The organism is Pseudodesulfovibrio sp. S3, from assembly GCF_004025585.1.
GTDB lineage: Bacteria > Desulfobacterota > Desulfovibrionia > Desulfovibrionales > Desulfovibrionaceae > Pseudodesulfovibrio.
Map to the genome: position 1 here is coordinate 18,273 of NZ_QTZO01000021.1, position 23,096 is coordinate 41,368.

Annotated in this window: 18 protein-coding genes; 10 read left to right on the forward strand and 8 right to left on the reverse strand. The window is 57.0% G+C overall.

Features of this window, described 5'->3' with window-relative positions; translation table 11 throughout:
* Positions 1-116: 116 nt before the first annotated feature.
* Positions 117-1,724, reverse strand: coding sequence for a hydroxylamine reductase (gene hcp, locus DWB63_RS15330; RefSeq protein WP_128329737.1), 1,608 nt, complete (start codon positions 1,722-1,724; stop codon positions 117-119).
* Between the two features lie 204 nt (positions 1,725-1,928).
* On the opposite strand from hcp, the gene DWB63_RS15335 reads away from it, so the two are divergent.
* From DWB63_RS15335 to DWB63_RS15350, 4 genes are all read left to right on the forward strand, one after another.
* Entirely contained in the window at positions 1,929-2,597 is a 669-nt protein-coding gene (locus tag DWB63_RS15335; protein WP_164879914.1) for a VOC family protein, read from the forward strand.
* 133 nt (positions 2,598-2,730) lie between these two features.
* Complete coding sequence (locus DWB63_RS15340) at positions 2,731-5,946, forward strand: PAS domain S-box protein (RefSeq protein WP_128329739.1); 3,216 nt, start codon at positions 2,731-2,733, stop codon at positions 5,944-5,946.
* A gap of 46 nt (positions 5,947-5,992) precedes the next feature.
* Positions 5,993-7,162: an alcohol dehydrogenase-like regulatory protein ErcA gene (gene ercA / locus DWB63_RS15345; RefSeq protein ID WP_128329740.1), complete on the forward strand. Its 1,170-nt coding sequence runs from the start codon at positions 5,993-5,995 to the stop codon at positions 7,160-7,162.
* Complete coding sequence (locus DWB63_RS15350) at positions 7,128-8,435, forward strand: PAS domain-containing sensor histidine kinase (protein WP_128329741.1); 1,308 nt, start codon at positions 7,128-7,130, stop codon at positions 8,433-8,435. Before ercA ends, DWB63_RS15350 begins: the two co-directional genes overlap by 35 nt.
* A gap of 34 nt (positions 8,436-8,469) precedes the next feature.
* Here the strand turns inward: DWB63_RS15350 and DWB63_RS15355 are convergent, their stop codons facing one another.
* Entirely contained in the window at positions 8,470-9,240 is a 771-nt protein-coding gene (locus DWB63_RS15355) for a transporter substrate-binding domain-containing protein (RefSeq protein WP_128329742.1), read from the reverse strand.
* Between the two features lie 149 nt (positions 9,241-9,389).
* Between DWB63_RS15355 and DWB63_RS15360 the strand changes: the two genes are divergently transcribed.
* Both DWB63_RS15360 and DWB63_RS15365 read left to right on the forward strand, forming a co-directional pair.
* Positions 9,390-12,674: a response regulator gene (locus DWB63_RS15360; protein ID WP_128329743.1), complete on the forward strand. Its 3,285-nt coding sequence runs from the start codon at positions 9,390-9,392 to the stop codon at positions 12,672-12,674.
* Positions 12,675-12,802: 128 nt separating this feature from the next.
* Positions 12,803-13,783, forward strand: a complete 981-nt coding sequence (locus DWB63_RS15365; RefSeq protein ID WP_128329744.1) for an HD domain-containing phosphohydrolase — start codon at positions 12,803-12,805, stop codon at positions 13,781-13,783.
* Between the two features lie 390 nt (positions 13,784-14,173).
* Here the strand turns inward: DWB63_RS15365 and DWB63_RS15370 are convergent, their stop codons facing one another.
* On the reverse strand, positions 14,174-15,802 hold the full coding sequence (locus tag DWB63_RS15370) for a lytic transglycosylase domain-containing protein (protein WP_128329745.1): 1,629 nt from the start codon (positions 15,800-15,802) through the stop codon (positions 14,174-14,176).
* A 203-nt stretch (positions 15,803-16,005) separates the two neighbouring features.
* On the opposite strand from DWB63_RS15370, the gene DWB63_RS15375 reads away from it, so the two are divergent.
* On the forward strand, positions 16,006-16,767 hold the full coding sequence (locus DWB63_RS15375) for an RNA methyltransferase (RefSeq protein ID WP_128329746.1): 762 nt from the start codon (positions 16,006-16,008) through the stop codon (positions 16,765-16,767).
* Between the two features lie 28 nt (positions 16,768-16,795).
* Here DWB63_RS15375 and DWB63_RS15380 read toward each other — a convergent pair whose 3' ends face one another.
* On the reverse strand, positions 16,796-17,296 hold the full coding sequence (locus tag DWB63_RS15380; RefSeq protein WP_128329747.1) for a thermonuclease family protein: 501 nt from the start codon (positions 17,294-17,296) through the stop codon (positions 16,796-16,798).
* Positions 17,297-17,355: 59 nt separating this feature from the next.
* Here DWB63_RS15380 and DWB63_RS15385 point away from each other — a divergent pair, with 59 nt between their 5' ends.
* Entirely contained in the window at positions 17,356-18,192 is an 837-nt protein-coding gene (locus tag DWB63_RS15385) for an MBL fold metallo-hydrolase (protein WP_128329748.1), read from the forward strand.
* 523 nt (positions 18,193-18,715) lie between these two features.
* Here DWB63_RS15385 and DWB63_RS15395 read toward each other — a convergent pair.
* The 4 genes from DWB63_RS15395 to DWB63_RS15410 form a co-directional block, all read right to left on the reverse strand.
* On the reverse strand, positions 18,716-18,943 hold the full coding sequence (locus DWB63_RS15395; protein WP_128329749.1) for a hypothetical protein: 228 nt from the start codon (positions 18,941-18,943) through the stop codon (positions 18,716-18,718).
* Positions 18,937-19,686, reverse strand: coding sequence for a hypothetical protein (locus DWB63_RS15400; protein WP_128329750.1), 750 nt, complete (start codon positions 19,684-19,686; stop codon positions 18,937-18,939). The genes DWB63_RS15395 and DWB63_RS15400 overlap by 7 nt, the downstream gene beginning before the upstream one ends.
* Positions 19,687-19,915: 229 nt before the next feature.
* Positions 19,916-20,164: a hypothetical protein gene (locus tag DWB63_RS15405; protein WP_128329751.1), complete on the reverse strand. Its 249-nt coding sequence runs from the start codon at positions 20,162-20,164 to the stop codon at positions 19,916-19,918.
* A 72-nt stretch (positions 20,165-20,236) separates the two neighbouring features.
* Positions 20,237-21,070, reverse strand: a complete 834-nt coding sequence (locus DWB63_RS15410) for a phage capsid protein (protein WP_128329752.1) — start codon at positions 21,068-21,070, stop codon at positions 20,237-20,239.
* A gap of 264 nt (positions 21,071-21,334) precedes the next feature.
* Between DWB63_RS15410 and DWB63_RS15415 the strand changes: the two genes are divergently transcribed.
* Complete coding sequence (locus DWB63_RS15415; protein WP_128329753.1) at positions 21,335-22,381, forward strand: tRNA-dihydrouridine synthase family protein; 1,047 nt, start codon at positions 21,335-21,337, stop codon at positions 22,379-22,381.
* An 11-nt stretch (positions 22,382-22,392) separates the two neighbouring features.
* Entirely contained in the window at positions 22,393-23,028 is a 636-nt protein-coding gene (locus tag DWB63_RS15420; RefSeq protein ID WP_128329754.1) for a cyclase family protein, read from the forward strand.
* Positions 23,029-23,096 lie beyond the last annotated feature (68 nt).

Below are 23,096 nucleotides of genomic sequence, written 5' to 3' on the forward strand. Positions count from 1 at the left end.
TCTTGAAAAATCAACATTGCTTATCAGATATCCCGATTCCGATCGCAGGAAATCACAACAAAACCGGCCTGACAGCATACTGTCAGGCCGGGTATTCTATGGGGCGCCGCCCTTATTTAGCCGAGAAGTTCGGCGAGATCCGCATCAGGGGTGGTGATGGGTGCGATGTTGTAGTTCTCCACCAGGTAGTTGAGGACGTTGGGCGTGACGAACGCGGGCAGGGTCGGTCCGAGTTTGATGTTTTTGATGCCCAGGGCGAGCAGGGAGAGCAGAATGGCCACGGCCTTCTGTTCATACCAGGACAGGACCAGGGAAAGCGGCAGGTCGTTGACGCCGCATTCAAAGGCATCCGCCAGAGCCAGAGCGATCTGCACGGCGGAATAGGCATCGTTGCACTGGCCGATGTCGAGCAGACGGGGAATGCCTCCGATATCGCCGAGCTTCTTGTCAAAGAAACGGAATTTGCCGCAGGCCAGGGTCAGGATAACCGTGTCCGCCGGGGCCTTTTCCACGAATTCCGTGTAGTAGTTGCGGCCGGGCTTTGCGCCGTCACAACCGCCCACCAGGAAGAAGTGCCTGATCTTGCCAGCCTTGACCGCATCGATAACGGTTCCGGCCACGGACATGACGGCATTCCGGGCAAAGCCAGTCATTACCGATCCCTTATCGATATCCTCTTTAAATCCTTCCATTGAAAGAGCTTTTTCAATAACAGGCGTGAAATCGTCATTGCCCACATGCACAGCGCCGGGCCAGCCGACCAGGCCGGTGGTAAAGATGGCGTCAATGTAGTTTTTCGGGTCCTGGATGCAGTTGGTGGTCATGAGAATGGCACCGGGGAACTCGGCGAATTCCTTCTTCTGATTCTGCCAGGCAGTGCCGTAGTGACCGGCCAGGTGCGCATATTTCTTCAGTTCGGGATAGCCATGGCAGGGCAGCATCTCGCCGTGGGTATAGACGTTGATGCACTTGCCCTCGGTCTGCTTGAGCAGGGTTTCGAGGTCCTTGAGGTCGTGACCGGAAACAAGGATAGCCTTGCCTGCGGAGGGTCCGAGCTTGACTTCGGTGGGTTCGGGATGGCCATAGGTGGAGGTGTTGGCGTCGTCCAGCAGCTCCATGGCGCGGATGTTGATGCGGCCGCATTCCAGCGCGGCCTCGACGCACTGCTCCAGGGTCAGGTCGGTGGACAGGGTGGCAACGAGCAGACCTTGAATCTTGGCGTAGAGTTCATTGTCCTCCTTGCCGAGAATGGCGGCGTGATCGGCGTAGGCGGCCACGCCCTTGAGACCGTAAGTCAGGGTCTGCTTGAGAGACTTGAGGTCCGCGTTGGGTTCCGGGTCGTTTTCAACGCCGAACCCCTTGCCCTGAAGGACCATGCCGGAGAGATCGGCAGCGGGCATGAACACGGCCGGGCCGTCAAATGCAACACCGGAGACCTTTGCCTTGAGTCCGTCACGCAGGGCCACACATTCATTGATGAGGGCGACGAAACGGGCGTCGTCGAAGTTGACGTTGGTCAGGGTGGAAAAAACCGCCTTGACCGTGAAGAGGTTCACTTTCGGGTCTTCGATGCCGGCATTGCGTGCGGCAATGGCCACCTGGGAAAGCCCCTTGGTCACATAAAGAAGAAGGTCCTGAAGAGTGGCGGTATTATCTGTTTTACCACACACGCCGACTTTGGTGCAGCCGCCTTTGGCAGCCTGTTCACATTGATAACAAAACATGGTTACTCCTTTGTTTTGGTAAATTCGCGTTCGATGGGTCAAGGAATAAACCAAACCGGAACGACTCAGTATGACTTGAGTCAAAAAGCTGCGATAAAACGCCCTTCTTTGATTTTTTTTGCCCAGGTTTTCTTTCTTCCACAGGAATGGTAGAAGTCAGGCATTCCGCAACATCTTGACATGTCTTTGTATTTCGGAGGAACAATGCAGACCAAAGTGGACCATCTGGTGATAGCGGCCACGGACATCGACCGGGGCGTGGACTATGCCGAATCACTGCTGGGCGTACAGATGCCCAAGGGAGGGGTGCATGAAAAAATGGGCACCCACAACCACCTGATGCAGTTGGGCGATGCGCTTTTTCTGGAGGTCATCGCCATCAACCCCCAAGGCGAACCGCCCACGAGACCGCGCTGGTTCGGCCTGGACGACCCGTTTGTACGGGCACGGCTTGATCGTGAACCCGCCTTCCTGGCCTGGGTGGTGAATACCGACGACATCCACACCCTCATGGCTCAATCCGCAATCTCCCTTGGACGGGCGGAATCCGTCAGCCGCGGCGACCTCAACTGGCAGTTCGGCCTGCCCTCCGATGGTCGGCTCCTGGCCGGCGGCATGATCCCGTATGTCATCCAGTGGGGAACCGGAGAGCATCCCGCCGCCCGGATGGCGGACCTCGGCTGCCGCCTGATCGGTCTGGACATTCACCACCCCTATCCCGAGTGGATCGGAGCAGTGCTGAATTCCATCGGCCCCGTGGGCATGGTGCAGGTACACAAGGCCGCGTCCGGCACGCCACCCTACATGACGGCCAGCATCGACACCCCCGCAGGCATCCGGCTGCTCAGCAGCAGGCAAGACAAGGGATGCTGACAGCCAAAGGAAATGTGATCCTTTATGTATTTCATATGTTGATTGCCCCCGACAAGGGTATTGACGCATCCCGCTTTATTAATCCCCGCCCTTTTGATAGGGATGGTCAACACTCCTATAATCAGGAACCGCCATGCAATGCCGCATCCGTTCATACGCACTGAGCCTTGCTTTGACCGCCGCCTTGCTGCTGGCGGTACTTGCCACTCCCGGTTTTGCCAATCCCCTGGGGAAAAAGCAGATATTCCTGCTCAACTCCCATCATCACAACTTCAAGTGGAACGAAGAAATCTACCAGGGCCTGACAACGGCACTCATCTCCCGCGAGACCGGCACCGTTCTGCATGCAGAGAACACGGACACCAAGCGTGTGGAGTTCAACGAACAACACGAACGGCAACTCGAAGAAGTATTCGAGCACAAATACGGCAGCAAGGATCTGGACCTGATCATGGTCACGGACAACAATGCCTTCACATTCATGCGCCGCTTTCATTCGATATTGTTCCCCGACGTTCCCGTGATCTTCTGTGGGGTGAAATTCTTCCGGGACGGACTGCTCGACGGCCACCCTCGGTTCACGGGCATGACCGAAACCCTCGACGCCCTCGGCCCCCTGGACCGGGCACTGATATTCCAACCCAAGACACAGGACATATTCACCATCACCGACAACACCCCTACGGGTGTACCCATGGCCCAAGCCGGAAGCCTGCCTCGCGACCTCCCGGTCATCCGCCATGCCTTCTTCACACCCGGTTTCGATTATGTGCAGATGGAAAAACTCAACATCCGCCTGACCGACCTGCCTGAGAACAACGTCATCATCAAACACACAAGCTCTTTCTATTCGGAACATCCCGATCTCATCCTGATCGGAGCGGGTTTTGCCGCCGTCCAATCCATGATCATCCTGGCCCTGGTTTTCAACATCAACCGCAGACGCCAGGCGGAAAGACAACTGCGCAGTGTCCAGCGCACACTTGAAGAACGTGTCCGGGAACGCACCAGCAAGCTGCGGGACTCGGAAGAGGCCCTGCGGACCGTTTTCGACAGCTCGCACGACGCCGTCATCATCCTTGACAGCCAGGGGGAAATACTGGAGGTGAACCGGCGCATGATTGAAATGTTCGGGCTCGGCGACATGGACCCAAATGATGTTTCCATCGCCAATGACATCTCCAGCCGGGACAACCCCTTCTACCAGACGCAGACCATCCTGCACGACGTCGTCAACGGAGCATCCCAGAATTTCGAATGGCGAGCCAAGCGGATCAAAGATGACCAGCTGTTCGACGTGGAGGTCAACCTCACCCGCATAGTGTATCGTGGCCAGGACGCCATTCTGGCCAATATCCGGGACATCTCGGTTCGCAAGGAGTCGGAAAACAACATCCGCCAAAACCTGACCAAATTCGAGGCCATCCTGGACAACTCCCTGATGGGCATCGCCATGTCCATCGGCCGCAAGCTCGTGACCATCAATCGCCGTGGCGCGGAAATATTCGGGTACAAGCCGGAAGAGCTCCTGGGCAACAGCCTCGACCTGCTCCTGGGCCACTACCAGACCGAGAACGAATTCGTCCAGGCGACCAAGACTGCCCTGCGTGAACGGGGAGAATTCAACTCGGAACAGGCTTTCAGGAGCAAAAACGGTTCCACGGTCTGGTGCCGCATGTACGCCAAGACCGTTGATCCCGAAAGCCTGCGCAAGGGTGTCATCTGGGCCTGGGACGACGTCACGGATAGCCGCAGAGCCCAGGAGGACCTGTTGCGTACCCGCGAGGACGCCGAAGCCGCCAACAGGGCCAAATCCGAATTCCTGGCGGCCATGAGCCACGAGATCAGGACGCCCATGAACGCCATCGTGGGCATGACCGACATAACGCTGCAGACCGACCTGACCGACAACCAGCGGGACTACCTCAAAACCGTCAAGGACTCCGCACAGCACCTGCTCTCCATCATCAACGACATCCTCGACCTGTCCAAGATCGAAGCCCGCAAGCTGGAGCTGGACTGCGTGGACTTCGACCTGTCTTTCCATGTCAGGGCTACCATGAAAGGCCTGGAACTCCAGGCTCGGCAGAAAGGGTTGAACATGATCCTGGAAATAGACGAGGATCTCCAGCAGTGCGTCAAGGGCGACCCCTTGTCCGTGCGGCAGGTGCTCGTCAATCTGGTGGGCAATGCCATCAAGTTCACGCATAGAGGCACCATCACCGTCCGGGTTTTGCCTGCAAAGGTGCCCATACTGCCGGACAAGGACAGCCGTACACTGGGGGTCTCCTTTGAGGTGGAAGACACCGGCATCGGCATCCCCCGCGAATTCATGGGCACCCTCTTCCAGAGCTTTTCCCAATCCACCCGAGCCTTTGGCGGCACCGGCCTGGGCCTGGCCATCTGCAAGGAGCTCATTTCGCTCATGGGCGGCGACATACAGGTCACCTCCACCGTGGGCAAAGGCAGCGTCTTCTCGTTCACCGTCTGGTTCCAGCCCGGCGTATACTGCCCCCTGCCTGTCGAGGATACCCGCGGCCTGCCCGATGCGCCCACCCGACCCGTCCGCATTCTGGTGGCGGAAGACAACGACGTCAACGTCATGGTCACCACCCTCAAGCTCGAGGACCTCGGTTACTCCTATGCCGTGGCCGGAACCGGCCTCGAGGTTCTGGACCTGCTCAAGCGCGAGGCCTTCGACCTCATCCTCATGGACATTGAAATGCCCGTTCTGGACGGCATCTCCACCACCAAGGCCATCCGCTCGGCCATACCGGGTGGCCCCATTCCCGACCCGACCATCCCCATCGTCGGTGTTACGGCCCACGCCCTCAAGGAGTTCAGGGACAAAAGCCTGGAGGCAGGCATGGACGACTATGTGGCCAAGCCCGTGGACTTCCACGAACTGGCCATGATCATCAACAGATTGATCGGCTCCCTGCCCGTGCCGCCCAAAGCAATGACTCCCGCCGAAACAATCCCCTCTCCTCCAAGGGAACCCCTGGCAACAAATCTCGAATCAGTCCCGACCTGGACCCCGGATGCGGCCATGAAAAACCTCGGAGTGGACAAGACCACCTTCACGGATTTCCTGGCCACCGCCCAAACCGAACTGCTTGTCATGACGAAAGAGCTTCACCAGGCTTTTGACTCTATGGACATGGATCTCTCCCGGGAACTGGCACGCACGCTCAAATCCGTCTGCGTGGCCATAGGAGCCAACCCGGCGGCCTTGGCAGCCTCGGTGTTCATGGATGCCTGCCAGGGCATGGGCGACCCTGGCGAAACACTCGAAAAATTCAAAGTCGAAATAGCTTCTCTCCTGAAAATCATGGACGAAAACCCATAGTATCCCTATGGTTTGACACAGTAAGACTGGCGAGGGAGGTTCGACCATGTCCGACAATGACTACAGTGAGTTACGAAAATTTGTGGCACCTGAATTCGTGTTCGGCGCGGGCGCGGCCATGCTGGTGGGACAATATGCCGCCAACCTGTCCATAAAAAAGGCGTTGGTCGTAACCGACCCTGTACTCGAATCCATCGGCTGTTTGGGCAGAATCGTGGACCGCCTCCGGGAAGAAGGGGTAAATTGCACTGTCTTCTCCGACATCACGCCCAACCCTCGACATGCCGAAGTCATGGCCGGGGCCGAAGTCTACCGCAGGGAAGGATGTGATGCCATCGTGGCTGTGGGAGGAGGCTCTCCCATGGATTGCGCCAAGGCCATCGGCATCGTCTGCACCAACAATCGGCATGTGCTCGAATTCGAGGGTGTAGACAACGTCGAACGCCCCGGACCACCGCTCATATGCATTCCCACCACGGCCGGAACCGCTGCCGACATTTCCCAGTTCTGCATCATCAACAACACGGACCGACACGTAAAGATCGCCATTGTTTCCAAGACCATGGTGCCGGATCTGGCCCTCATCGACCCTCTGCTTACCCTGACCATGGGGGAGGATCTGACCGCCCATACCGGACTGGACGCCTTGACCCATGCCTTTGAGGCCTTTGTCTCAAACGCCTCGTCCCCCATCACCGACCTGAACGCCATGGAAGCCGTGCGCCTGGTCAATGAACACCTGCTTGCCGCCGTGCAACGGCCAGACGACATGGAGGCCAGGACCGGCATGATGCTCGCTTCCACCCATGCGGGGCTGGCCTTTTCCAATGCCATTCTCGGCGCGGTCCATGCCATGGCGCACAGTCTCGGAGGGTTGCTGGACGTGCCCCATGGCTTGTGCAACGCCATTCTGCTGGACCATGTCGTCGAATACAACTTCGCTTCGGAACCGGAAAAATACCGCAAACTCGGTCTGGCACTGGGCGCGCCCATTCCACAAGACGCCCCCTTGGACGCAGCACGGGAGGAAACCCTGAATGCGATTCGTTCCCTCAAGCAGTCCGTGGGCATCAAGGACAATCTGTACCAACTGGGGATGACCGAGGCCGTTCTGCCGCTTCTGGCGGAAAATTCCCTGGCAGACGCCTGTATGCTGACCAATCCGAAACAACCGACGACAAATGAACTCATCGAATTATTCAGACAAGCCTGCTGATCCGGAACTGGACCAGACTTCCGAGCGTCAAAAACTCATCGGTCTGGGCAAACGGTCCATCAGCAAAAGCTACTACCCGGAACTCAAGACCCGTCTTGACGAATTGGAGCAATTCCGTGCCCTGCTGGATAGGGTGAATGATGCCATCTTCGTGGTGGACCCGGACACGGGTATGATACTCGACACGTCAGGATCGACTCACACCCTGCTCAATTGCAGTCTGCAAAAAATCAAAGGCTCCCTGTTCAAGAACATCCTGCCGCAACATATCCGGCGGTATGCCGACAACCTCTTCAACAACGAGACCAAGACGACTCGTCTGGAAACCGAATTCCGCTGTCCCGAAACAAAAGACTCTCCCTCGGTGCCCGTGGAAATGACCCTGCAGCTGGTCTCCCTCGGAGACACGCGCCGGGCAATCATCGTTGCCAGGGACATCAGCGAAAGGAAACGCAACGAACGAGCGCTCAAGCAAAGTCACGACCTCCTTGAAATCCGGGTACAGGAAAGAACTAAGGAGCTTGATCAAGCCAACAAGGCCAAATCCGATTTCCTTTCCACCGTATCCCACGAACTGCGCACCCCGCTCACGGCGGTCCTCGGTTTCACCAAGATCATCCGCAAGAAAATGATCGACTCGATCCTGCCTGCCCTGGCGCATACCGAAGGCCCACGGCTGCAACGGGAAGCGGAACAGATCATGAAAAACATCGATATCATCACCAGCGAGGGCAACAGGTTGACCTCACTCATCGACAACGTTCTCGACCTGGCCAAAATGGAAGCGCAAAAGGTTTCATACAATCTGACCCCACTCCAGCCGGAAGAATTCATCCAGAGGTCGGTGGATGCCATATCCTCCCTGTTCGACGGGACCAACCTGGTGCTCCTGCTCGAAATCGAACCGGACCTTCCCAGGGTCATGGGGGACCTGGACAGGCTGATCCAGGTTATGGTCAACCTTTTTTCCAACGGGGTGAAGTTCACCTCGGAAGGCACGATAACCTGCAGCGCCCGACGCGTGGGCGACAACGTGCGCATCAGCGTTTCGGACACCGGCATAGGAATCCCGGCAGACCTGCTGGAAACCGTTTTCGAAGAGTTCTCTCAAGTGGGAGGAAATAAGTCCGACCGGCCCAGAGGGACCGGTCTCGGCCTGCCCATCTGCCGTCATATCATTGAGAAACACGGAGGCCATATCTGGGCCGAAAGCCACATCCGCAAGGGAAGCGAATTCGCCTTCACCCTACCCGCCATGAAGGAAAGCCCCTGACGAGAAGGTGTTCCGCCCTTATGGTGAAATGCGGCTAGAAACGGAACAGGTACCGTTTTGCGATGGTATTGTAGGTTCCGTCCCTGTGCATCTGATCCAAAGCCTGCTCGATTTTTTGGATGACCATGTCCTTGTCCTCAAGGCTTGATGACCGGGAAAGGACAGCATAGGAAGGCTGTCCGCTCACAATCTTCCTTGGAAGATACACGATGGAACTGGTCATGCCCATGGTCGTGAGCCGGTTATAGGTCACATCGATATTGCCGGCAAAGGCGTCGATAGTGCCGTTCAGCAACCCCTTCATGGCCTCCCGGTGATCCTGGAACTCCACCACCTTCATTTTCCCGGCACTGCGGGCTGCTTCGAACTCCGGGCCCAGGTTCACACCAACAATCTGACCAAGGGTCTTTCCGGCCAGATCGTCATATGACTCAAAGGGAAACCGACCGCCGGCCAGGGTGAAGAGGACATAATCGCTGAAATGCACCGGCACCGCATCCATGAACATGGCGAATTGTTCCCGTTCAGGGGTTCTGAAAAGCGAAGTCGCTCCATCGCACCGCCCCTGCCGGACCATCTCGATGAGCGTTGCCCATTCCTGGGGTTGCACGGTCAACTCCAGTCCGGCCCGGCGGGCTGCCTCGGCAAGGACTTCCACGTCGATGCCGGTTGCACGGCCGCCGTCGGCAACCATGGAATACGGCGCAAAATCCATATCTGAAACGAACAGCAACGGCCCCTCGGCCCGGACAGGACTTGAAAACAGAACCAAAACACTCAAAATGGAAAGAATCGTCGTTTTCATGAGGCGTCTCCTGATGGGTGTGGATTATTTCATCATACTCATTTCCATAGTCATAGACAAGGAATCATGGACAATTCCTTGTTTGCCGTGATAAATTTGATACGACTAAAGACTCTCCACACCGCCCCCGGCTGAAAAAGGAATCCACTTTGAGACTGTCCCGTGTGCTGATCATCGATAACGACACCTCGTTCAGGGTACGGGCGGCCGACTATCTCGGGGAAAAGGGCTATGCACCTCTTCAAGCCGAAGACAACTCCACGGCCATAGATCTCTTCCTGAGCGAAAAGCCCGATGCCGTCCTGCTCGATCCCCGGCTCCCCGACACTGACGGCCTCTCTGTCCTGGCAGAACTGGTGAAGTTGTCTCCCGACACCCCCGTCATCATCATTTCCGACAACGCCCGGACAAAGGACATTCTCAAGGCCATCCAGCGAGGTGCCTGGGACTGCGTGAGCAAAGGAAAAACCGTGCTGGCCGACATGACCTTGGCACTCGCCAAGAGCCTTGAAAGAGCCGCCTTTACCGGCACACAAGCAAGAAAACCAGCCAGGGAATCCTCGGATCAACGCTGCGCCGAAGAGGCGTTCGGAAACCGGTTTTCTCTCCTTGAGACCGTGATCAACGCGGTGCCAAGCCATGTTTTCTTCAAAGACAACGAAGGCAGATTGCTGGGCGGCAACCAATCTTTCGCGAAATTCATCGGCCTGGACAGGGCCGCGTTCCTCGGAAAACGGATTGAAGATCTCCCCATTGCTGACATGGTCTCTTCCCTCCTGAACAAAAACGACGAACTGCTGGAGCGGAGCAGCTTCCAGGAGTACGAGTGCCCCGCCATGCTCAACGGATGCGAACGGGTCATCATGGTCCGCAAGACCATGTTCCATGCCCCTGACGGCAGGCCCGGCGGCATCCTGGGTGTGGCCACGGACATCACCCGCAATCTCGAAGCGGCAGAAGAACTGAAAAGAAGCGAACAGCGATACCGCAGCGTCTTTGAAGCCACGGGCACGGCCACCATCATCGTGGATGAAGACACCATCATTTCCAAGGTCAACAAAAAGTTTTCCGAATTGCTTGAATATGACGTCAAGGACGTGGAGGGCAGAATATCCTGGACCGATCTCGTCTCCAGAGAAGACCTGCCCCGCATGATCAAATATCACCGTAATCGCCGCGCTGTCGGCAAACAGGCTCCGGCTGCCTATGAATGTCGCTTCGTTTCCCGTACCGGCAAGATTCGTCATATTCACATCCAGGTTGACATGTTGCCCCACAGCACGCAGTCCATCGCGTCCATGATCGACATCACTGAACGCAAGCTCTATGAAGACCGGCTCAAGCAGACCCTGGACCAAATGCAGGCCATTCAGCAAAACGCCCGGGTGGGCATGGTCCTGGTCACCGAAGACACTATCCAGCATATCAACACCTATGGTGCCGAGATTCTGGGACGAACCAAGGAGTCTCTCATCGGAACCGACGGATCCTCGATCCTGCCGTCCAAAAGACAATACCAAAGCATACGCCGACGCAGCCTGTACGAAATCTCGGTCAGGGGAGAGCACCAGACGGAGTTGCAGCTTCAACGCCCGGACGGCTCCCTGGTCCGGCTGAATCTCTTTGCCAAGCCCATGGACAGAGACGATGTCGAAAAAGGCGTCATCTGGACCTTCACGGACGTGACCCTGCGCCGACACAACGAAACGGTCAAAACCCTCCTCTACCGCATATCCAACATGGTCAGCATCACCTCGGACCTGGATGAACTCTACGGCCGCATACACACCTTGCTCACCGAATACATCGAGGCCAAGAACTTCTTCATCGGCCTGTTGGACAAAGACAAGTCCCGCCTCAAATTTACCTATTTCGAAGACGAAAAGGACAACCTGAAGGGGCACTTCTTCGATATCAAAGACAACGGCACGCCCAGTCTGTCGGTGCAAGTCATCCGATCCGGGAAACCATGGCTGGTTGTCCAGCGGGAACTGACCAGGGAGGAATCGGAAGCCACACACGTCACCTATATGAAGAGAGGTGATTTCCTGAATATGATTTCTGCCGACGAAAGCGCCATGTTCGGATCAGCTTCACAGATATGGCTCGGCATCCCGCTCAAGATCAAAGGGGAGGTGGTCGGAGTCATGGCCGTCCAATCCTACACCAACCCGTATCAATATTCGGGCAGGGACATGGACATGCTCATTTCGGTGTCCGAGCAGATCGCCCTGGCCATCGAACGCAAGAGTATCGAACAGGACTTACGCCGGGCCAAGGAGCAGGCCGAAGCAGCCAACCGGACCAAAAACGAATTCCTGGCAAACATGAGCCATGAAATCAGAACGCCCATGAACGGCGTACTCGGAATGCTCCAACTCCTTCAGCGGTTCGAGATGAACGAGGAACAGACCGACTACGTAGAAACCGCTCTGGCCTCGGGCAGAACCCTGCTCGCCATCATCAATGACATCCTGGATTTTTCCAAGATAGAGGCGGGAAAAATGGAGGTGGTGATCGAACCCTTCACGCCCAAAGGCCTTGTCCAAGACATACTCCAGGGCTTCAAATGCCAAGCCCAGGGCAAGGGATTGATTCTGTCCAGCGAGATCGACGAGGATGTCCCTTACCTGCTCATAGGCGGCAAGAGTCGGCTCAAGCAAATCCTTTTCAACCTGGTAGGCAATGGCGTCAAGTTCACTGATTCCGGCCGGGTAACCGTGCGAATCCAGACCATTCGGAGGGATATGCCGCAGGGCATGATCAGGCTCCTCTTCTCCGTGGAGGATACCGGCATCGGCATTCCGGACCACATGATCAACAAGGTCTTTGAACCCTTCACGCAGGTTGACGGCTCGTACGTCCGGCAACACCAGGGAACCGGGCTGGGGCTGGGTATCGTCAAGCGACTGGCCGAACTCCTGGGCGGACTGCTGTCCATTGAAAGCTCCGCGGGGGAAGGTACAACCGTCCATATGGCGCTGGACCTCCAAATGGATGCCGCACACACAGAGACAAAGCAGGGCAAAACGGCCAAGACCCGGTCCGCACGAAGCGGGCTCAGTCTCCTGGTGGTCGAAGACAACCGCATCAACCGACACATGGTGACCAGGATGCTCGGCAAACTTGGGCATATGACAGCCTCTGCCTGCAATGGAAAAGAAGCCCTCAGCCTGTTGGAAACACACTCCTTTGACGCAGTATTCATGGATATCCAGATGCCCGACATGAACGGAGTCGAGGCCACCACCATCATCCGCGATTCAGGGCCTGAATCTTCCATCAATCCCTATGTGCCCATCATCGCCATGACCGCCCACGTCATGGTCGGTGACAGGGAAACGTTCCTGAACAGCGGCATGACCGAATACATTGCGAAACCGATCGACATGACCGAAGTGGAAAATGTGCTGGAAAGGCTCTTCCCGGCCTAAAAATCGTTATAATCCCACATCTGCCCAGTCCGCTCCCGACAACAATCTGAAGCTTTTTATGAAATCCTCTAGATGTTATCCCAACTTTTGCTAGCAATTCATGCTCTACCATTATATGTGAATGGGAAATGGGTACGATTACTCGAGCCGCTCGGCCGGTATCCTACTTCCCCGTATCGCCGGTCATGCTTTTCCCGGAGGCTTTGAGGGATTTTTCCGTCTACATCTGGAAGGACGGAGACTTTGTTTTGTACACTCCCTCCGGCCAGACATTCACCTCCCGGCACAGACAGATACTGCACCAAAAAAAAATCACGGAAGTCTACATCCGCGGCTCCGAAAAAGCACAATACGAAAAGTACATCGAACGCAACCTGGGCAGCATTCTCCTTGACGAATCCCTGCCCATCGAAAACCGTTCCAAGGTGTTCTACGAAGCGTCCTCGCTGGTCATGCAGGACATTTTCGACCGAAAGCTCCCCAGCTCCCTCAGGGCACGCCATTTCGACCAGCTTTCGGATATCGTCAAGAATTCCATCAAATTCCTCGCCACTGACAACTCCCTGTCCGCCGTGGCCCCGTTCATCTCCCACGACTACAAGACCTACACCCACTGCATGCACGTGTTCGTCTACTCGGTCGCCGTGTTCCGCTCCTATGAAATGACCGAAAGCGAGATCTTCGAATACGCCCTGGGCGCGCTGCTGCACGACGTGGGCAAGGCCAAGATCCCCAAACGCATCCTGAACAAACGCGGCCCCCTGACCCAGGCAGAACGCGAAATCATCAAGGAACATCCGGTCCACGGCGTGTCCATGTGCGCACACCTGCCCATGACCCAGAACACCATCAACTGCATCCTTTTTCACCATGAGAAACTGGATGGCAGCGGCTACCCGTCGGGCATCAAAAGAGACAACGTGCCTCTGCCCGTCCGCATCGTTTCACTCTCGGACATCTACGATGCCCTGACCACCGACCGCCCGTATGCCGAAGCCATGCAACCCTACGAAGCCCTCTCGCTCATCCGCAACGACCTGCGCGAAAACGTGGACATGAACGTGTTCAAGCGGTTCGTGGCAATACTCAGCGGTGCTGACATCCTGTAATGAACCCGGCTTGCGATAGCAGGCCGTCTGCGCTGCTTTCGGGCACGATTTGATGCTCAACGTAGCGTTGCTACGCCTGCGCTCAAACCGCACCCGAAATCGACACATCCGCCCCACTCTCCCAAGCCTCACGGCATCGGGGAGGTGAGCCGCTGTTGGGTACCTTTGGCACCCAAGGCGCTCCATTTGGGAGGCATGCTTCGCTGCCTACGGCAGCTAAGCTACGAGATAAACTAATTTTATCACCCTCCAGCGAAGCGACGACAAATAGCCTTGGAGGGGGAGGCCAGAGGTGGAACCTTTCTCGAAAGGTTCCACCTCTGGCCGCAGCAGGCCAAAAAAAACCGCCCTGTCAGCCAAGCTGACAGGGCGGTTTTTGGTTGTTTCGCACTACTGAACGTACACCTTGAGTTTTTGTCCTGCGTAGATGGTGCCTCGGGAATTCAGGGAGTTCCAACGGCGCAGGTCCGAGACGGTGACGCCGAATTTTTCAGAAATGGTGGTCAGGTTGTCGCCCCGACGCACCTTGTACTGGACCAGCTGGGTCTTGACCTTTTCCGCATCCTTGACAGCCTGTTTGGTGGCCTCATTGGTACTGTTCGGGATGTAGAGCTTCTGGCCGACCTTGAGACTGTTGGAGCGCAATCCGTTGGCCTTCTTCAAGGTGGACACCGTTGTCCCGAAGACCTGGGATATGGACCACAGGGTGTCGCCCGAATGAACCACATAATTGCCGCGTTTGGCGGCAATGGCCCGGGTCTCGGCCTTGGAGGAGGACGAGGATGAGGCAGGGGCGGACGCGGTCACAGTCTTGCCTGCACCGTTGCCCGGCACCATGACGTACTGTCCTGGCCTCAGGGTGTTCGAACGGGTGTTGTTGACGCTTTTGAGCACATTGATGGGCACACCGTATCTGCTGGAGATGCGCCACCAGGAATCACCGGACCGAACGCGGTACCGGGTATAACCCGCATAGGGCCTGGAGCCTGGATCAGCCAGATAGGCTATCATCTTGTCGGCCTTGGCCACGGGCAGATAAGCGGTGGCCTCCATGTTGGGCGGGCTGACCTGACGGCGAAACGCCGGATTGTACTCGTGGAATTCGGACCAGGTCATGCCCCCGGCACGGGCCAGGGCGAGCAGATCTGTACCGGCGGGCACCTTGACGGGTGCGATTTCCTCTTCCATCTCCCAGGACACCGGCTCGTAACCGAGGGAATCAAGGTTCTGGAATATCTTGGAAATGGCAATGAACTTCGGGACGTAATGCCGGGTTTCCTTTTTCAGGCGAGTACGGCCGGATAATTTGCGGTTCTTTTCGGTCAATTCGAAGAAATCATCGCAATCGGCCTGCTTCAAGGCACGGGAGATCTTGCCTTCACCGGCATTGTACGCGGCCAGGGCAAGGTACCAATCACCGAATTTATCATAAAGGTCGCGCAGGTGGCGTGCAGCCGCATCAGTAGCCTTGTAGGGGTCGCGGCGCTCGTCGATCCACCAGTTGGACTGGAGACCATAGAGCCGTCCTGTTCCCTTCATGAACTGCCACATGCCGCCGGCACCGGCCCAGGAATAGGCTTTGACGTTGTACCCGGACTCGACAAAGGGCAGCAGAACCAAGTCCTGCGGCAGGCCGTACTGGGTGAAGACGCGGCGCACATAGGGCAGATACGGCTGAGAGCGCTCCAGCCAGCGCACCACGGTCTTGCGTGCCTTGTGGTTGAAGTAGGAAAAAAACAGTTCGACTTCCGCAGTCTCATGGGACTCCAGGTCGAAAAGCAGACCAAAGCGCTGGTTGAGTACAGCCTGTTCGGTCTGAGTGAGGTCTTCTTCGGAGGCTTCAGGCGTGGCCTCGATCTCCGGTTCAAGGGCCTCGGCATCTTCGGGTACCTGATTCTCGGTGACCACTTCCTCCACAACCGGGACAACCTCGGGCGTGGATTTGGTCGAACAACCGGTGGTCAGGGTCGCAACGAGCAGTCCCACTGCAATCAGGCATGTATATTGTAAAATTTTCAAGTCATCCTCCGACTTTCGCACATCATTATCAGATTCACCTGGCATTGAAAAGTCTAGAAAAAATCTTGACTTCCAACATAATACAAATACCTGCTAGCGCACCTTGCCTTGGATTGCAATAGCAGCGTAAAACGCCTACTAGACCGCCTTGGCAAACGCAACCATGTGCAACAATTTGCCACGCTATTCACAGGGGATATTAAATGCAAGATCACGGCCCGGATAAAAAAGACAGTAAAATCTACGTAGTTGGCAACAAACCTATCAAGGAGCTGCTGCTCGACAATCCTCAGAGGGTAGACTTTGTCGCCTTCCGTAAAGGCCGCCATGACAAGGGGCTGGAAGAAATCGTGGAGTTGTGCCGTACCCAAAAGGTACCCTACAAGTCCGTTGACGCCAAGGAACTGGACTTCATGTACCGAGGCAACCACCAAGGCATAGCCGCCCGGTGCGCGGTCCTGGACTACACACCGCTCGAAAGGCTCCTTGAAGAGGCCGTGGACGCCCCCCTGCCGCTCATCGTGGCCCTGGATCAAGTACAGGATACCGGCAACGTGGGCGTGCTCGCCAGAACCGTCCATGCCCTGGGCGGGGCCGGACTCATAGTCTGTCAGCATCACGGAGCCTACCTCGGGGCCGGAGCCATGCGTTCAAGCGCCGGGGCACTGAACAATCTGCCCGTGGCCAAGGCCGGCAACCTGGCCAACGCCATGAAAGACTGCGTCAACTATGACTACACCCTGTATTGCGCCCGCAGGACCTCGGACTCGGACAATGTGTATACCGCCGAACTCCAGACGCCCGCCGTGCTCATCCTCGGCAACGAAGATAAGGGCATCCGGCCCGGCGTAGCCAAATTCTCCCACCACAGCCTGCACATCCCGTTTCTGCGGGAATTCGACTCCCTCAACGTGGCCCAGGCAGGCGCCATCATCGTTTCAGAATTCGCCCGCCGGTTGGGCTAGAAAAAGCCTCCGGCGGCCTGAGGCATTCCTATTTCCCGGGGTGTGACTTGCGCCACTGGGCCGGAGTCTGCTTCAGGCCGCCCCGGAGCCAGAAGCCGCATTTCTTTGCGACAGCCTCCTTTTCGGCGGCCTTGAACCGGGCATAATAGCGGGTGTTGGGCTTGATCATAATGGGAATTGCCAGGCCTGCCCTGACGAGCTCTTCGTTGAGCATGACATCGTCGGCATAGACATAGGCCAGACGGCGGCCATAGCGGTCCTTTTTCTCGCGGTCGAATTCCAGACGCAGGGTCTTGTTGTGACAGAATTTCAGAGAGAAAACCTTGGCTTGCACACCGTATTCCTGTTTGAATTCAGGAGCATCAATGCCGATGAGCCTGATTTCCCAGGCATCCCCCTTGTGTTCGATCAGCAGGGAGTCGCCGTCTATAACGCTCAGGAAACGGACAGTCAGGGCCGAAGCCGTGGCAGGCCGGAGCAGGGAAAAACAAAGCAGACACAGGAAAAAAATGGTATTGCGGCGAATCATGGATTGAGCATAGACTGTTTTTTTATTCCGTTCCAGCAGGATATACTCGGAGGTCACCCATGGAACTGACTTTTCTCGTGGAAAACAACTCACTCATCGGCACCCAGTTTCAGGCTGAACCCGGCTTGTCCATTTTCATCCGTGTCGACGACCGTGAAGTGCTGTTCGACGCCGGGTATTCCGACGCCTTCATGATCAATGCCCGGCGCAAGGGCATCGATTTGCTGCACCTGGACTGGATCGCCCTGTCCCACGGCCATTTCGACCATACCTGGGGACTGGATCACCTTATCCGACACTATTTCGAAGCTGCAATCCACAAGATGGACCATGCCCGCCCCCGACTGGTTGCCCATCCCAAGGCGTTCATGTCCAAACGCAAAGACGCGGTGCCTGAGCTGGGCATGTTGCTGGCCGAGGAAAAACTGTCCACGCAATTCGACCTGACCCTGACCGAAACGCCGACCTGGCTCACGGAATCCCTGGTGACGCTGGGTGAGGTCGAGCGTGTGCTGGATTTCGAAGGACATTCGACCTTGGGCGAGCGCATGGAAAAGGATGGCCCGGTAGCCGACGACCTGCCCGACGACACGGCCCTGGCCTGTGTCACGGATACGGGGCTGGTGGTCATCTCCGGCTGCGCCCATGCAGGCATCTGCAACACGATTGAACAGGCAAAACGGGTCACGGGCGTGGACAACGTGCGCGCCGTGCTCGGCGGCTTCCACCTCCAGAAGGCCAAGCCGGAACGGCTCGACCCGACTGCCGACTATCTGGCCGCCCTCGGCCTGGAAGGGCTGTGGTGCTGCCACTGCACAGACCTGGCCGCCAAGATCAGTCTGGCCGCGAAATGCCCGGTCAGGGAAGTGGGATCAGGGATGACGTTGAAGTTTTAGGTTTGCGCCTGACTCCAACGCCCTGTCAGGTTTTTGTTCAGGGAGACCTTCTCCCCCGCCACAGCGGACTCAAGCCCCTCGGTTAGTTCCGCCCCTTACGCCAAGTAGGTATAATTAACTGCGAAGTGGGCAATGGCCGATGGAACGATGCTTTTCGTCCTTATTGTCACGGCCACGAAGAGCAGGCCGTACACAAAGCTGTTGATGATGTTCGTCAGCCCCGTCGACCAGTTGGTAATGGCAAAAAAACAAATACATATCAGCCAGATATGTATTCTTGTGCCGCCATTTCATATGCAGGAAAGACACCCACCGCATAGGGACTCATAAGATAGGCGCTGTGGCAAAGCATCAGCAACAAAATAGCTATTCCGTACAGACAGAACTCTCCTCTGGCAGAGGGTTCCAATCCTTTGGCTTGTCCACGGTCCACAGACCCAACCAACATGGTGTTTTCAGCCAAACCTCGAAGAACTGCACTGCCGCCTTCCACCCCTTATGCCAGGCAAGGTAGGCAACAGATTCATTCTTTGCCTTGATGAGGGTTCTTGCTGTCCTCTTGTCGGCATCTTTTTTCATAATTAAAGGTCATAATGGAATTTTTGATGCCGCCGGCAATAATTATGGCGCTACATATTATCGGAAAGTCCATTCGATTAAACCACCAATAACAAAGTCCAAACACTACCCCAGCAACGATCAAATGACCGGCCATATCTACAGCAGCCTTTTTAAATTGATTACTTACCATGCGTCGTCAGGACCTCCTATCACATCCCATGCTATCCCCACTGGCCCCAGAACTTTCCCTGCCATCCTCCCGAAAGGACCTGATCTTTTAAGCAAATCCTGTAACGCGGTCAGGCCAACCTCCTCTCCCACAGGATGCGTCACGCCCTGCACCTTCTCTGCAGGAGTCATGACCTGCTTCCAGGGTGGGTTGTTTTTCATTTTATAGAGCCATTCGGTATACTCTTTGAGGCTTTGAGCCTGTGCTCCTTTTTTCAGTCCTGCCGCGTCTCTTGCCGAGGACGGTGGCCGCTGTTCATGACCAGATCCCTGATTCGGATCAATGCCTTGTTCGCGCTCCCATTGGTTCAGTTGGCCTGCAGCCTGGGAAGCGTTGTTGGAGCTACTCGCCCCTGCATCTTTCACAGCCTGTGCGCCCATGGCCAACAGCATCCGGGGTGGGGTGCCGCTCTGTTGGCGATTCCCGGCAGGGACGGAAGGCTTCTTCGGCTGGTCCGCCTGACCATAATCATGGTTCAGGGAGACCTTCTCGCCCTCTTTCAGCGGGCTCCAATCCCTGGGTTTGTCCACAGTCCACCAATCCAGGGTCCGCTTGTTGCCGTGGAATTTCCTGTTCAGATCCCCATCCTTGCGGACCGGCTCGAAAGTCTCATCCGCATACTGAAGCCACTGACGCTCGGTCTCGCCGGTATAGGTGTTTTTTCTTGTACGCGTATATTTGTCGCTGTTCAATATTGAATTCATTGTATCTTCTTGCCGTTTTCTTCAGCAGACCGTTGAAGATGGCGCCCCTGTCCGCAAACGCCGAAGGTGCGGCAAAAGGTATGCAAGGGTGCAAGCCCTTGCCTGCCGGATGCGAAATCACCCGAAAACCCCCTCCAAAGGCGGTTTCCTCTGCAGATTTTACGGGGCCTCCCCGAAGGAAGGCCCCCATGAAGGTGGGTTTTACCTCAGTTCCATTCCATCCCGTTGATTAGGTTCCGCTGACCACGGTGACCGTGCCGCCCGTATTGGTGGCCACCATCATGTCCACGGCAGCGGCCATGTCCGCGCCCGTGCAGGAGATGATGATGTCGCCGGTATCCAGGTTGTAGTCTTCCGCCGCTTCATTGAAGTAGCCGGAAGCGGTTACGTCCGCCACGGCGTCCTCAGTGCGGTAGATGAACAACTGCTGGCTGGGCACCCCGCCCATGAGTCGCATGTTTTCGCTTACATATGCCATATCATTGAACTCCTTATGCTTGGCAGAGGGGTCACCCCCTCTGCTTGCGGTTGCTTGTTGTTATTCGCGGTCCTAGACGATGATAGCGTCATCGTCGCACTGGATCTCGATGACCCCGTCCGGGTCGATGAGGCAGGCTCCGGCGCTGAGCATGTGATCCACCAGATGGGCGGCCTTTTCCGGCACCCAGTCCACGAACGCCTGGATTTTCTGGCCCTCGGCCAGGCCCGCGGCGTTGCGGTGGTAGACGTAGCACTTGCGCATACCGGCATCGTCAAGGGGCAGGCCGGTATGGAACATCCAGGTGATGCCCAGCCAGGTGCGGGACTCGGTACCTTTGAGCCAGGCGTACTGTTCACCGGCGTAGTCGCTGGACTTGAATTCCTGGATATTGAGCAGTTCGTTCCACTGGTGAGGACCGACCACGGCGAACCGGTGGCCGTCATCAGGCACGTCGTTGGCGTTCATGGTGCCAAAGGCCTGGAGGATCTTGTCCTTGGTCAGGCCGGTCTCGCTTTCGGCCACGACGTTGGTGGCCCCGTCGAGCTTCTCGATGAGCAGCTCGTCGATCTTGCGGCCCAGGGCCCAGGCACCTGCGTTGGCGGCCACCTGTTTTTCGTCGCTCTTGTCCTTGAGTTCGTCGAGCTTGTCGATGTACTCGGCGGCATACCAATCGGACAGGGTGCAGGACACGTTGGAATGATTGAGGTTCATGAGCGGCACATTGCCGTGGCGGGTCTTTTTCCCGGCCGCGCCCTTGCCGACCTTCTGGAAGACGCATTTGGAGCCTTGGACCTCGGTCTGAAGGCGCACGGTCTGGCGCATCTTGGAACCCTGGGCCTGATAGGCCTGGTGCACCATCTCGACGTATTGGGATACAAAGGCATTGCTGACAGTTGTGGACATTCGTATTTCTCCTTGTCCGTTGCAGGTTGATACAGGCCGGGTGTCCGGGCTGCGTCCGCCAAACGGGTGTCCGCGAGGCGCATGGGCGGAACCGCTCCGCCAGCACCGATCAGGGCCGTCTTCAAGACCTCCGGGCCGGGTGCGGAAACAGTAGCACCGGTTTTTCGCCAACCATGATTTCGGGAGAAAATGTCAGGGAAAAGGATTCGAGAAGCATAAAAAAGCAACTTGACAGGGTTTCAAATCCGGGCAGATTCGACCCGTATGCAGCCAATCGACCCCACCAAGAAAACCGCCCTGGCCGAACTCCTGAACCGCCCCCTGTCCATCGGCGGCAAACCCGTTGCCAGCCGTCTCTGGCTCGCGCCCATGGCCGGGCTGAGCCACGTGGCCTACCGCGAGGTCCTGAACGAATACGGCGGATGCGGACTGATGTTCACCGAGATGTGCGGGGCCAAGAGCGTGCCCACCGAAAATCCGCGCGTCTCTTCGGTCTTTCGCTGGCGGGAGGAGGAGCTGCCGCATCTGGTCTGCCAGATCGCCGGAGCCAACCCCGAACAATTGGTCCCGGCGGCCCGGCGGGTGGAGGAAGCAGGCTTTTTCGGCATCGACATCAACATGGGCTGCACGGTGTCGGGCATCGTCAAGAAGAACGCGGGCGCAGCCTTGCTCAAAGACCCGGCCGCCGCGCTGAGGGCCGCCGAAGCCGTGCGCAATGCCGTGTCCATACCCGTCTTCATCAAGTTCCGAACCGGCTGGACCCCGGACGTAACCCCTGCCGTCAAGCTGGCCAGACAATTCGAGGACGCTGGCGTGGATTGTCTGGTTTTCCACCCCAGGGTAGCCCCGGACAAACGCACCCGGCCACCCATCCGGGAACATATCCGGGCCATAGCCGAAGCAGTCTCCATCCCGGTCTTCGGCAACGGCGATATCATCACGCCCGAAGACTGCCTGGACATGCTCGAAACCACGGGCTGCACAGGCGTGTCCGTGGGCCGCATGGCCATGGCCCGCCCCTGGCTTTTCCGGGAATGGACCACCGACTACACCCCGCCCGAGACCTGCTTCAGAGACTACGCCCTGCGGCTGGCCGAGGCCCTGGACCATCACTATGATCCCAGCCGGGCGCGCAGACGGTACAGGCTGTTCACCATCTATTTCGCGGCCAACTTCACCTTCGGCCACAGCCTGCAATCCAAGTTCCTGAAGGCCAAGACCATGGATGAAATACGAAACGTGGCACGAAACGATGTCAAGATTGACATGCAACTCGCCAAACGGCCCAACATGACCCTCTACAACATCTGATGAGGATTCCCATGCACACCATTGATCTCAGCCATCCCATCCATACGGGAATGCCGGTCTATCCCGGCGACGAGTCGCCCAATGTGCGGCGGACCCGGTTCATCCACCGCGACAAATTCGCCGAGACGCAACTGACCATGACTTCCCATACGGGTACCCATGTGGACACGGCAGGCCACCTGTTCGCAGAGGCTCCCGGCCTGGACGGTCTCGGTCCGGACAACTTCACGGGCTGGGGCGTGGTGATTGATCTGACCGGCCTGGACAGGCCCACCATCGACCAGGCCGATCTCGCCTTTCTCTCGGACATGGACGGGCTGGATTTCGTGCTGCTGCGCACCGGCTGGGACCGGCATTGGAAAACAGACCGGTACTACCAGGACTTTCCCACGTTGTCCGAAACCGCAGCCCGATACCTCGGCGGACTCGGACTCAAAGGCATCGGCATGGATACCCCATCACCCGATGTGGTGGACTCCCTCGAACTCCCCGCGCACCGCATCCTGTTCGACTTTGGACTGGTCATCGTCGAAAACCTGACCAACATCGGAGAACTGCCCTCGGAAGGCTTTGTCTTCTGCTGCCTGCCCTTACGGATCATGGACGGCGAAGCCTCCCCGGTACGGGCCGTGGGTATTACCTTTTAGGATGTCTCCGACGGCCGGGGGAAGGGGAGAAAAAACCCTTTGAAAAGGGTTCTTTCCTCCCCTTCCCC